This is a genomic window from Streptomyces sp. AB3(2024) (genome assembly GCF_041862025.1).
Taxonomy (GTDB): domain Bacteria; phylum Actinomycetota; class Actinomycetes; order Streptomycetales; family Streptomycetaceae; genus Streptomyces.
In genome coordinates, this window is sequence record NZ_JBGWAB010000041.1 from 1 (window position 1) to 12,226 (window position 12,226).

Here is a 12,226-nt window from a genome sequence, read left to right on the forward strand (position 1 = left end):
CCCCGCCCCCGCCCCCCCCCCCCGCCCCCCCCCCCCCCCCCCCACGGCCGTTCCCCCCGCAACCGCCGGAGGACAAAGGCAGGAGCCCTGTCTCCCCCGCCTGGCGGGGGAGACAGGGCTCCTTGGGTACTGCTTAATCCAGCCGCGATCCGGCCGGCCAGGCGACTAGGCCGGGGTGACGTTCTCCGCCTGCGGGCCCTTCGGACCCTGCGTGACGTCGAAGTTCACCTGCTGGTTCTCCTCGAGGGAGCGGAAGCCAGAGGCGTTGATCGCGGAGTAGTGGACGAAGACATCCGGGCCGCCGCCGTCCTGGGCGATGAAGCCGAAGCCCTTTTCAGCGTTGAACCACTTCACGGTTCCGGTAGCCATGAGCCCTCCTATGGGCCAAAGGGTCGCCCTGCTCCAGAACCTGCTAAGAAGTCTGAAAACTACAAAAGCCTGCGGGTTACATGCTCCGCAGGCCTCGTACTGCAAGGGAAACCAAACTGCAACTTGCGTGGAGCCTAGCACGCACCCTCGGGGCGAGACCAGAGGGAAAGATCACGTCACCCGGACGTTTGAGACCCGCCTGATCGCTGACGGAGGGCCGGGGGCTAGTCTCGCGATGTGGACGTCTATCGCAGCCGGCCCCGTGTCGGCCACATCCAGTTCCTGAACTGCCTCCCCCTCTACTGGGGGCTGGCCAGAACCGGCACGCTGCTGGACATGGACCTGACCAAGGACACCCCCGAGAAGCTCAGTGAGCGCCTCGTGCGGGGTGAACTGGACATCGCCCCGATCACCCTCGTGGAGTTCCTCCGCAACGCCGACGAGCTCGTCGCCTTCCCCGACCTCGCGGTCGGCTGCGACGGCCCCGTCATGTCCTGCGTGATCGTCTCGCAGGTCCCCCTGGAGCAGCTGGACGGTGCCCGGGTCGCCCTCGGATCGACCTCGCGCACCTCCGTACGCCTCGCCCAGCTGCTGCTCGCCGAGCAGTACGGGGTCCGCCCCGACTACTACTCCTGCCCCCCTGACCTGGGGCTGATGATGCAGGAGGCCGAGGCGGCGGTGCTGATCGGCGACGCCGCGCTGCGCGCCTCGCTGCACGACGCCCCCCGGCTCGGCCTGACCGTGCACGACCTCGGGCAGATGTGGAAGGACTGGACGGGACTGCCGTTCGTCTTCGCCGTCTGGGCGGCCCGCAAGGACTACCTCGCCCGTGAGCCGGAGGTGGTCCGTGAGGTCCACGAGGCCTTCCTCGCCTCCCGTGACCTCTCCCTCGAAGAGGTGACCAAGGTGGCCGACCAGGCGGCCCGCTGGGAGGCCTTCGACGCCGAGCTGCTGGAGCGGTACTTCACCACCCTCGACTTCCGCTTCGGCCCGGAGCAGCTGGCCGGCGTACGGGAATTCGCGCGCCGAACGGGAGCCGACACCGGGTACCCGACGGATGTCGCCGTAGAGCTGCTGAAGGCGTCCGTCCCGGAGCGGTGACGGTCTTATCCGGGTGATCTCCGGTGCCGCCAAACCGGTGATTGTTCCGTTTGCCGGGAATTCGTTCCCCTTTCGTATTCTCGTCCCACCGAAGCGGAATGCGAACGAGGGGCGGGGGACCCCATGGCATTCGGCGGGAACCGGCCGGCCGAACCGATTGAATCGGTGTACCGGGAAGAGATCACCCGGTTCACCGTCGGCCGGACGCTGCGGAGCGCCGTGCGCGCCTCCCGGCGCGGCGAGGGGCCGTACGCGATCCGTGTTCCGCGGCGGCCGGGGGAGGGCATGGTTCCGCCCGTGTCCATCGCACCGGCCGTGCCCGGCGCCCCGCCGCGCGGGGGATTCCGGTTGTCCGCGGACGAGGACGGCCTGCGCCCGCTGTGCCCGGTGGCCCCGGCCGGTCCGGAGCCCGGGGAGGCCCCTGGGACCGCGGCTGACCGCGGCTGACCGCCGCTGACCGCGGCGCCCGTGAGTGGCCGCGGATCCGAGGTACGGCGATGATGGGCAGACGTGGCCAGGACGCCCGCCCCCACGGTGGCGGTGAGCGCGGGCGGCGCGTACGTCACGGCGCGGCGCGGCCGTCGGCCCACCGCACGGATCCTGCACGGCCCCGCACCGGCCCCGGCCGGAGCCCGTGGCCTAGGAGGCGCTGTGAGCGACTACCCAGCGATCGCCGATCACGGAATCGTCGGCGACCTGCAGACCGCGGCGCTGATCGCCGCCGACAGCACCGTCGACTGGTGGTGCACTCCGAGGTTCGACTCCCCCAGCCTGTTCGCCTCGCTGCTCGACAGCGACCGCGGAGGATACTGCCGCCTGCGCGCCGACGTCGGCGGCGACGCCACCGTCCGCCAGCTCTACCTGCCCGACACCGCCGTGCTCATCACCCGCTTCATGGCACCGGGCGGGGTCGGCGAGGTCGTCGACTTCATGCCGCCCGACACCTCCCCGACGCCGTCGGCCCGGCACCGGCTGGTCCGTGCCGCGCGGGTGGTGCGCGGCAGTCTGCCGTTCGAGCTGGTGTGCCGGCCCCGCTTCGACTACGGCCGGGCCCCGCACGACCTCAAGCGCCTCGACGACGGATCCGTCCTGTTCCGCGGCCCCGGCACCGACCTGCACCTGCAGGCCACCGCCCCCGTCGACCTGCACGAGGAGGGCACCGACGTCTCCGCCCGGTTCACCCTGCACGCCGGGGAACGTGCCGCGTTCGTCCTCACCAGCGAGAGCGGCGGGCCGGCCGGGCTCAGCGGCCGGCCCGGCGGCCCGCCGCCCACCGTCGACACGGTCCTCGCCGACTTCGAGGCCTGCTCCGCGTTCTGGCGGAACTGGCTGCGGTCCTCCCGCTACCGGGGCCGCTGGCACGAGATGGTCGCCCGGTCGGCCATCACCCTCAAACTCCTCACCTACGCCCCGACCGGCGCTCCCATCGCCGCCGCCACCATGGGGCTGCCGGAACAGGTCGGCGGGGAGCGCAACTGGGACTACCGCTACACCTGGGTCCGCGACGGCTCGCTGTCCGTACGGGCCCTGATCGACCTCGGCTTCACCGCGGAGGCCGACGCCTTCCGCCGCTGGCTGCGCGCCCGCCTGGACGCCGGAGCCACCGAGTCGGGCGAACCGCTGCAGATCATGTACCGCGTCGACGGCGAGCCCCACCTCACCGAGGAAGTGCTCACCCATCTGGAGGGCTACCGGCGCTCCGCGCCCGTGCGGGCCGGCAACGCCGCCGCCGACCAGATCCAGCTCGACATCTACGGCGAGGCCGCCTACGCCCTCGCCCAGGCCGAGGACATCGGCGGCGTCCGCGGCTGGCAGGCCTTCGCCCGGGTCGTCGACTGGCTCACCGACCACTGGGACCGCCCCGACGAGGGCATATGGGAGACCCGCGGGGGCCGCCAGAACTTCACCTACAGCCGCCTGATGACCTGGGTCGCCTTCGACCGCTCCGTCCGGCTCGCCACCACCCGCTCCCGCCCCGGCGACATCGCCCGCTGGCAGGACGCCCGCGACGCCGTCTTCGCACAGATCATCGACCGCGGCTGGAGCGCCGAGCGCCGCGCCTTCGTCCAGCACTACGACACCGACGTCCTCGACGCGTCCCTGCTCCTCATGCCCAAGGTCGGCTTCCTGACCCCCAACGACCCCGACTGGCTGAGCACCCTCGACGCCATGGACACCGAGCTCGTCAGCGACAGCCTCGTCTACCGCTACGACCCCTCCGCCTCCCCCGACGGCCTGCGCGGCTCCGAGGGCACCTTCAACCTGTGCACGTTCCTCTACGTGGAGGCCCTCGCCCGCGCCGGACGCCTCGAACAGGCCCGGTACGCCTTCGACAAGATGCTCACCTACGCCAACCACGTGGGCCTGTTCGCCGAGGAGATCGGCCCCTCCGGCGAACAGCTCGGCAACTTCCCGCAGGCCTTCACCCACCTGTCCCTGATCGACGCGGCCCTCGCCCTCGACGAGGAACTCGACCGCGCCGAACGCTGCTCCCGCTGACCCTGGGCGCCTACCGGGGCCCGCGCGGCAGCAGCGCCGCGGCCGCCAGCCCCACCAGGCCGATCAGCCCGAGGACCGCCATCGCCGCCGCGTAGGCACCCGTACTGAGCCCCGCGACCAGGATCGTGCCCGTGACCGCGGTCCCCAGCGAGGAGCCGAGGTTGGAGATGCTGCGCGAGACCCCCGAGATCTCACCCTGCCGCGACTCGGGGAAGCACGACTGGACCACGTTCACCGACGGGGTGAGCATCACGCCCAGGCCCAGCCCGATCAGCAGCAGCCCCGGGGCGAAGGCCCAGACCCCGGGCGTCCACGCGACCAGGGCCAGCAGCACGGCGACGCCCGCGATCGTCACGACGAAGCCGGTCATGATCAGGGTGCGCTGCGCATGCCGCCGTGCCAGCCTCTCGGCGGCCAGCGACGAGGCGAGGATGCCCAGCGTCGCGGCGGTGAAGATCACGCCGGTCTGGATCGCGTCGTAGCCGCGCACCACCTGGAGGTAGGCGGCGACGGTGAACGAGACGCCCATCAGCATCAGCCACTGCGTGTTCTGGGTGACCAGGCCGAGGTTGGAGGTGCGGTTGCGGAACAGGCCGGTCGACAGCAGGGCCTCCCGGCCTGCGCGCTCGCGGGCCCGGACCCAGGCGAAGAACCCGGTCAGTACCAGGGCGCCGGCCACCAGCAGGCCCAGCGCCAGCCAGCCGTTGTTGTCCACCGCGAGGATGCCGGTCACCAGCAGCACCAGGCCCGCCGCCGACAGCACCGCCCCGACCGTGTCGAAGGGGCGCGCCGGGTCGGGCGGCAGCGGATCGGCGATCTTGCGGCTCAGCACCACGATCACCACGATCACCAGCGCCTGGAACACGAACGCCGCCCGCCAGCTGATCGCGCTGGTGATCAGTCCGCCGATCAGCGGGCCGGCGGCCGCTCCGACCCCGCCCATCGCCATGATCGTGCCGAACGCGCGCGCCCGGGACGCCGTGTCGGTGAACAGCAGCGTGGTGAGGATGTACACCGGCGGGATCAGCAGGGCGGTCCCCACCCCCTCCAGGATCGAGTTCCCGAGGATCAGCACCCCCAGCCCCGGCGCGACCGCGCTGAGCACCGCCCCCACCCCGTACACCACCAGACCCGCCATCAGGCAGCGCTTGCGGCCCCACTTGTCGGTCAGCTTCCCGCCCGGGATCATCAGCGCGGCCATCACGAGCAGGAAGATCGTGATGGCGATCTGGACGCCCTGGACCGTGGTGTCCAGGTCCTCGCTGATGTCGTTGATCATCACGTTCATGTTCGAGCCCGCGAAGCTGCAGATGAACTGCGCCAACGCCAGCGGGGCGAGAACGCTCCGCGCCGTCGGCGCGCGTCCTGGAGCTCCCGGAGCAGCCGATCCCGCCATGGCACCCGTCCCGTCCGTCCGTCGGCCCCGGGGGCCGAACCCCTCGCCGCGCGCCGCCGCCGTCCGCGGACCGCCGCCGTCCGCCGCCACGACCGTCCCACGGACACCCGCCGTCACGGCGAAGACGCGCAGCACCGGGCGCGCCGGTCACCGTGATGCCCGCGGCGCCCGGCGGGCGGTCGTACGGGCCCGGCGAAGACGCAGATGGGCGGATCGAGTTGGGGAGTAGCCTGCTCGGGTGCGGCAGGCGCCGCCGGAGGCCGGATCGGACGCGACGCCGGCCGCGGCCTGTACCCGATGCGATTCCCCGGGGGATACAGGGACACCACACACCGGGGGACGGGGGACGGGGACGTCATGCAGCCGCTCGAAGCCGGGGAGCCCCGGGACATCGGCGCGTACCGGCTGCTGGGCCGGCTCGGCGCCGGCGGGATGGGCCGGGTCTACCTGGGGCGCAGCGCGGGCGGCCGGACCGTCGCCGTCAAGATCGTGCACCCGCACTTCGCCGCCGACGAGGAGTTCCGCGCCCGCTTCCGCCGCGAGGTGGAGGCCGCGCGGCGGGTGGGCGGCGAGTGGACGGCGCCCGTGCTGGACGCCGATCCGGAGGCGGCCGTGCCGTGGGTGGCGACCGGGTACGTGGCGGGGCCCTCGCTGGACCGGGCGGTGGCCGGGCACGGTCCGCTGCCGGAGGCGTCGGTGCGGGCGGCGGGTGCGGGACTGGCCCGGGCGCTGGTGGCGGTGCACGCGCTGGGACTCGTCCACCGGGACGTGAAGCCGTCGAACGTGATGCTGACCCTCGACGGGCCGCGGCTGATCGACTTCGGGATCGCTCGGGCCTCGGACGGGACGGCCTCGCTGACCTCCACCGGGGTGTCCATCGGTTCGCCCGGGTACATGTCGCCGGAGCAGATCCTGGGCAAGGGCGTCACCGGTGCCTCGGACGTGTTCTCGCTGGGCGCGGTGCTGGCCTTCGCGGCGACCGGGCGGCCGCCGTTCACCGGGGACAACTCCGCGACCCTCCTCTACAAGGTGGTCCACGAGCCGCCGGAGCTGGACGGGGTCCCCGCCGGGGAGCTGCGCGACCTGATCGGGTCCTGCCTGGAGAAGGCGGCGGAGCGGCGCCCGGCGCCCGAGGCGCTCGTGGCGGCCCTGGGCTGGGCCCCGGGCGGTGGCCGGGGGTGGCTGCCGGGGCCGCTGGTGGAGGAGGCGAGCCGGGCGGCGGTGGCCCTGCTGGACCTGGACGCCGATGCCTCCGAGAGCGGTGGCGGGGGAGCGGCGGGGCCGGGTGCGGGCGGGGCGTTCGCGGGCTCCGCGGCCGGTTCCGGGGCGGGCTCCGGGGCCGGTCCGGGCTCCGGCTCCGGGCCGGTGCCGTTCACGGCGGGCTCCTTCGGGGGGCCCGTGGGCGTCGGCTTCGGCACCCCCGATCCGTCCTACGGCGGGCGGGTCCCGGGGGGCGCGCCGTACTCCGCCCCGGCGGGTCCGTACGGTTCCTTCGGCGCGCCCGGCGGCATGTACGGGGTCCCCACCGAGACGGCGGGCGGCGCGACCCCGCACCCCGGCGCGGCGGTGCCGGGGCAGCGGACGGCCGGTCCCGGCGGACGCCGGGCGAGCCTCAGCCTGGCGGGCCGCCGCTTCAGCTGCACCCTGGTGCTCGGTGCGGCGGCCGTGGCGGTGGCGCTGTCCGGCGGGCTGTACACGACGGGGCTGCTGCCGGGGCTGGGGGGCACCCGGGAAGCGGCGGCGGGCAGGCCCCCGGCCTCCTCGGCACCGGACGCCACGGGCTCCGCCCCGTCTTCCCCCTCGGCCTCCGCGTCGGTCCCGCCCAAGGGGGCCCGCAACGACGTCCCCAAGGAACTCATCGGCACCTGGAAGGGCACCGTCACCACCAACCTCGGGGCCACCACCGAGTTCGAGATCACCATCCGCGGCGGCAGGGTCGGCGAGGTCGTCGCCCGGGACAAGTCCGTCATGCCGATCCTCGGCACCGACTGCAGCGGCGACTGGAAGCTCTCCTCCGCCACCGACCGCTCCCTGGTCCTGGACACCGCGGGCGGCCCCAACCCGGCCCCGGGCATCTGCGCCGGGGGCTCCGCCGACGAGCGGTTCACCCTCAACCCCATTGGCTCGCTGCACTACAAGTCGGGCGACAAGGCGGCCGGAAACCCCGAGGGCGACCTCACCCGCAGCCCCTGACGCGGGTCCGCGCCCCCTGGAGGAGCCCGGCACCGCCCCTGGCGTAGGCTGGATCGGTCCGAACCCCTTGACACACCGCCGAAAGGTGACGCACCGGTGACCGACCAGGCCGCTCTCCAGTCTGTCCTCGACCGTGCCGCCGCAGGGGGCCGGATCACCAAGGAAGAGGCACTCGACCTCTACCGGCACGCCCCGCTGCACGCGCTCGGCCAGGCCGCCGACGCCGCGCGCCGGCTGCGCTACGCCGGCACGGAGCACATCGCGACGTACATCATCGAGCGCAACATCAACTACACGAACGTGTGCGTCACGGCGTGCAAGTTCTGTGCCTTCTACGCGGCCCCCAAGGACACGAAGAAGGGCTGGTCGCGCGACCTCGACGACATCCTGCGCCGCTGCGCGGAGACCGTCGAACTGGGCGGCACCCAGGTCATGTTCCAGGGCGGGCACCACCCGGACTACGGCGTGGAGTACTACGAGGAGCACTTCTCCGCCATCAAGAAGGCGTTCCCGCAGCTGGTGATCCACTCCCTCGGCGCGTCCGAGGTGGACCACATGGCCCGCATCTCCGGCGTCAGCGCCGAAGAGGCCATCAAGCGGATCCACGCAGCGGGCCTCGACTCCTTCGCGGGCGCCGGCGCCGAGCTGCTGCCGGAGCGGCCGCGCAAGGCGATCGCCCCGCTCAAGGAGTCCGGCGAGCGCTGGCTGGAGATCATGGAGCTCGCCCACGGGCTGGGCGTGGAGTCCACCTCCACCATGCTGATGGGCACCGGCGAGACCAATGCCGAGCGCATCGAGCACATCGCGATGATCCGTGACACGCAGGACCGCACGGGCGGCTTCCGCGCCTTCATCCCGTACACGTACCAGCCCGAGAACAACCACCTCAAGGGCCGGACCCAGGCGACCGTCTTCGAGTACCTGCGCATGATCGCGATCGCGCGGCTCTTCCTCGACAACATCGCCCACATCCAGGGCTCCTGGCTGACCGTCGGCAAGGAGGCGGGCCAGCTCTCGCTGCACTACGGCGCCGACGACCTCGGTTCGATCATGCTGGAGGAGAACGTCGTCTCCTCGGCCGGTGCCAAGCACCGCTCGAACCGCCAGGAGATCATCGACCTGATCCGCAAGGCGGGCCGCGTCCCCGCGCAGCGCGCGACGACGTACGAGCACCTGCTGGTGCACGACGACCCGGCCAACGACCCCGTCGACGACCGCGTCGTCTCGCACATCTCCTCGACCGCGATCGAGGGCGGCACCGCGCACCCCGAGCTGAAGCTCATCTCCACGAACTGACGCCCGCCGATGCTGACGCTGCACACCGCCGAGATGCTCGTCGCCGGACCGGGATCCGCACCCGTCGAGGGCGGCGCGGTCCTGGTCGAGGGCGACCGGATCGTCCGCGTCGGCCCGTACGAGGAACTCGGCGCGGCCGTCCCGCACGCCCGGGTCCGGCGCTGGCCCGGGGTGCTCACCCCGGGGCTGCTGGCCCGCGGGGCGGACGTCCTGCTGGAGGGGACGTACTACCCCGACGACCCCTCCGAGACCACCGAGCTCGGCAACGGCCCGATCACCGGCGCCGAGGCGCTCGCGGCCCTGGGGATGACCGAGGTCCGCTGGGGCCACAGCGCCCGGCGCGGCACGCAGAAGCTGCTCGCGCGCGGGGTCGTCGCGGTGGCCGGGCGGTTCACGATCCCCTCGGTGCGCACCGCGGTGGTCCGCTCGGGCCTCACCGTCGTGCCTCCCGTCCCGTACGGGGGCACGCCGTCCCTCGACCCGTTCGCGGGGCTCCGCACGCCGCAGGAGGCCTTCCACGGGGAGCTGCGTGAGGGCACGGCGGCCCGTTTCGCGGTGTTCGCCGTCGCCGGGCCGGCGGAGCTGCCCGAGCGGGGCGCGGGCACCTGCGTGGCCACCGTCATCGCGGGCCGGCTGCTGCACCGCCGCCGCTGATCCGTCCTCAGGGGACGCGGGGTCCGGCCAGGTAGGTGCCGTCGGCGGAGTAGGGCCAGGCGTTCGAGGTACAGCCGAGCAGGCCCTTGATCTGCTGCATCATCGCAGGGGCGGGCGCTCCGGGGCGCGGGCAGGTCTCGTGCTCGTGGCCGAGTTCGTGGCCCACCTCGTGGTTGACGATCAGTGCCCGGTACTCCTGCGGGGATCCGCTGAACTGGGGCGAACCCTCCTGCCAGCGCTTGAGGTTCACCACGACGGTGTGGCCGACCCGGCAGTTCGTCTCCCCGACGAGCTCCGGCGTGACCACCTCGCACAGCCGGTCGGTGGTCCCGGGGGTGGCGATCTTGACGACGAAGTCCACGGGTTCCCCGCGCCCGGCCAGCCGGAAGCCGTACGCGGGGTCGCGTATCCAGCCGCGCCGGTCCCCGAGGATCGCCTCGACGGCCCGGGCCGCGCCGTCCGGGTCGACCCCGCTGCCGTTCTCCACCTCCACCCGCCAGCGCAGCGCCGGCCCCTCGCCCTGGGCCTTCCCGCCGGCCGAGGAGGCCGTGAACCCCACGGAGGGGGAGGTACCGGGCCCCTGGGCGGTTCCCTCGGCGCCCTCGGTGTCCTTGTGGCCGGACCGCGCCGGGGGGCGTGCGTCGGCGGGGCGTTCGCCGGCGGGGCGGTCCTGCGCCGGCCCGAGCCGGTAGGCGGCGACCGACAGGGCGGCTAACGCCGCCGCCCACAGGACCGTGCGGCGCAGCCGCCTGCGCCGCTCGATCCGTCCCGCGCTGAGTGTCTGGCCTGTCGGCATCCTGAAACCCTTTGTTCGGTATGTCCGTCCAGTGTGCCCGGCAGGACTGTGGCCGCGCCGGATCCAGGGCGGGGCCGGACCCGGGGCGGGGGCCTGAGAGGATGGGCCCGTACCCGCCGAACCGCAGATCCACCGAGCACCGAGGGGCCAACGCCAGTGACAAGGGCTTCCCTGGACAAGCAGCCGCACGAAGTCGCCTCCATGTTCGACGGTGTGGCCGCCAACTACGACCTCACCAACGACGTCCTGTCCCTCGGCCAGGCCCGGCTGTGGCGCAAGGAGGTCGCCAAGGCGGTCGCCGCCCGCCCCGGCCAGCAGGTGCTCGACCTGGCCGCCGGAACCGCGACCTCCTCGCTGCCCTTCGCCGCGACCGGCGCCTACGTCGTGCCCTGCGACTTCTCCCTCGGCATGCTGCGCGAGGGCAAGAAGCGCAACCCGTGGCTGCCGCTGACGGCGGGCGACGCGACGAAGCTGCCGTTCAAGGACGACGTCTTCGACACCGTGACGATCTCCTTCGGGCTGCGCAACGTCCAGGACACCGACGCCGCACTGCGCGAGCTGTACCGGGTGACCAAGCCCGGCGGACAGGTCGTGATCTGCGAGTTCTCGCAGCCGACCTGGGCGCCCTTCCGGACGGTCTACACCGAGTACCTGATGCGGGCGCTGCCGCCGGTGGCCCGCGCGGTCTCCTCCAACCCCGACGCGTACGTGTACCTCGCCGAGTCCATCCGCGAGTGGCCCGACCAGCCCGCGCTGGCCGCCCTGCTGCAGAAGGCCGGCTGGGGCCGGGTCGCGTGGCGCAACCTGAGCGGCGGCATCGTGGCGCTGCACCGCGGGGTCAAGGAGTAGCGCACGGTGGAGACCCGGCCCTTCGACTACGCGGCGCTGCTGGAGCGGGTCGCGGCCGACGTCGCCCCGCTGGTGGGCAGCGGCACCCCCGCCGAGTACATCCCGGCACTGGCGTCCGTGAACCCCGGGCAGTTCGGGATGGCGCTCGCCGACCTGGACGGCAACGTCTACGGGGCGGGGGACTGGCGTGTCCCCTTCTCCGCCCAGTCCGTCACCAAGGTCTTCGCGCTCGCCCTGGCGCTCGCTGAGGGCGGCGACAGCCTGTGGGAGCGGGTCGGCCGGGAGCCCTCCGGCAACCCGTTCAACTCCCTGGTCCAGCTGGAGTACGAGAACGGCATCCCCCGCAACCCGTTCATCAACGCGGGGGCGCTCGTCGTCACCGACCGGCTGCAGACCCTGACCGGCGACGCGAGCAGCGAACTCCTGGACTTCCTCCGCCAGGAGAGCGGCAACCCGGACATCGGCTTCGACGCGGAGGTGGCCGCCTCGGAGCACGAGCACGGTGACCGCAACGCGGCCGTCGCGCACTTCATGGCCTCCTACGGCAACATCGACAACCCCGTACCGGCGCTGCTGGACCACTACTTCTGGCAGTGCTCCATCGAGATGAGCTGCGCCGACCTCGCCCTGGCGGGCGGCTTCCTGGCCCGGCACGGGCTGCGAGCGGACGGCTCCCGGCTCCTGTCGCGCAGCGAGGCGAAGCAGATCAACGCGGTGATGCTGACCTGCGGGACGTACGACGCGGCGGGCGAGTTCGCGTACCGGGTCGGGCTGCCGGGCAAGAGCGGGGTCGGCGGCGGCATCGTCGCGGTCGTCCCGGGCCGGTGCAGCCTGGCCGTCTGGAGCCCGGGGCTCGACGCCCAGGGCAACTCGGTCGCGGGCGTCGCGGCCCTCGACCGCTTCACGACCCTGACGGGCCTGTCCATTTTTTGATGCGCCGCTCGCACGGCTCGGCGCCGGCGCGCTTCCCGGGCTTCGCCGCGCTGCGCCGGGCCCATTTCCGACGCGCCGCTCGCGCGGCTCGGCCCTGGCGGGCCTCTCCGGCTTCGCGCCGCTGCGCCGGACTCCGTCCG

At 73.1% G+C, this 12,226-nt stretch carries 10 protein-coding genes; 7 read left to right on the plus strand and 3 right to left on the minus strand.

The window, feature by feature from the left end:
* Positions 1-165: 165 nt before the first annotated feature.
* A complete protein-coding gene (locus tag ACEPPI_RS18105) occupies positions 166-369 on the minus strand; it encodes a cold-shock protein (protein WP_007265804.1) in 204 nt (67 codons plus the stop codon).
* Positions 370-606: 237 nt separating this feature from the next.
* Here ACEPPI_RS18105 and ACEPPI_RS18110 point away from each other — a divergent pair, with 237 nt between their 5' ends.
* Both ACEPPI_RS18110 and ACEPPI_RS18115 read left to right on the plus strand, forming a co-directional pair.
* Positions 607-1,470, plus strand: a complete 864-nt coding sequence (locus ACEPPI_RS18110; RefSeq protein WP_373916253.1) for a menaquinone biosynthetic enzyme MqnA/MqnD family protein — start codon at positions 607-609, stop codon at positions 1,468-1,470.
* Positions 1,471-2,121: 651 nt separating this feature from the next.
* Complete coding sequence (locus ACEPPI_RS18115; RefSeq protein ID WP_373916254.1) at positions 2,122-3,969, plus strand: glycoside hydrolase family 15 protein; 1,848 nt, start codon at positions 2,122-2,124, stop codon at positions 3,967-3,969.
* Positions 3,970-3,979: 10 nt separating this feature from the next.
* On the opposite strand, the gene ACEPPI_RS18120 is transcribed toward ACEPPI_RS18115, so the two are convergent.
* Positions 3,980-5,365, minus strand: a complete 1,386-nt coding sequence (locus ACEPPI_RS18120) for an MFS transporter (RefSeq protein WP_373916296.1) — start codon at positions 5,363-5,365, stop codon at positions 3,980-3,982.
* A 357-nt stretch (positions 5,366-5,722) separates the two neighbouring features.
* Here ACEPPI_RS18120 and ACEPPI_RS18125 point away from each other — a divergent pair, with 357 nt between their 5' ends.
* The 3 genes from ACEPPI_RS18125 to ACEPPI_RS18135 all read left to right on the plus strand — a co-directional run bounded on the left by ACEPPI_RS18125 (position 5,723) and on the right by ACEPPI_RS18135 (position 9,508).
* A complete protein-coding gene (locus ACEPPI_RS18125) occupies positions 5,723-7,558 on the plus strand; it encodes a serine/threonine-protein kinase (protein ID WP_373916255.1) in 1,836 nt (611 codons plus the stop codon).
* 96 nt (positions 7,559-7,654) lie between these two features.
* On the plus strand, positions 7,655-8,854 hold the full coding sequence (gene mqnC, locus ACEPPI_RS18130) for a cyclic dehypoxanthinyl futalosine synthase (protein ID WP_280920034.1): 1,200 nt from the start codon (positions 7,655-7,657) through the stop codon (positions 8,852-8,854).
* A gap of 9 nt (positions 8,855-8,863) precedes the next feature.
* The gene (locus ACEPPI_RS18135; protein WP_373916256.1) at positions 8,864-9,508 is read left to right on the plus strand and encodes a hypothetical protein; all 645 of its coding nucleotides are present in this window, start codon (positions 8,864-8,866) and stop codon (positions 9,506-9,508) included.
* Positions 9,509-9,515: 7 nt separating this feature from the next.
* On the opposite strand, the gene ACEPPI_RS18140 is transcribed toward ACEPPI_RS18135, so the two are convergent.
* The gene (locus ACEPPI_RS18140; protein ID WP_373916257.1) at positions 9,516-10,304 is read right to left on the minus strand and encodes a DUF3152 domain-containing protein; all 789 of its coding nucleotides are present in this window, start codon (positions 10,302-10,304) and stop codon (positions 9,516-9,518) included.
* Positions 10,305-10,460: 156 nt separating this feature from the next.
* Here ACEPPI_RS18140 and ACEPPI_RS18145 point away from each other — a divergent pair, with 156 nt between their 5' ends.
* Together ACEPPI_RS18145 and ACEPPI_RS18150 are read left to right on the plus strand one after the other, a co-directional pair.
* Entirely contained in the window at positions 10,461-11,153 is a 693-nt protein-coding gene (locus ACEPPI_RS18145) for a demethylmenaquinone methyltransferase (RefSeq protein WP_373916258.1), read from the plus strand.
* A 6-nt stretch (positions 11,154-11,159) separates the two neighbouring features.
* Entirely contained in the window at positions 11,160-12,086 is a 927-nt protein-coding gene (locus tag ACEPPI_RS18150) for a glutaminase (RefSeq protein WP_373916259.1), read from the plus strand.
* Positions 12,087-12,226: the final 140 nt, after the last annotated feature.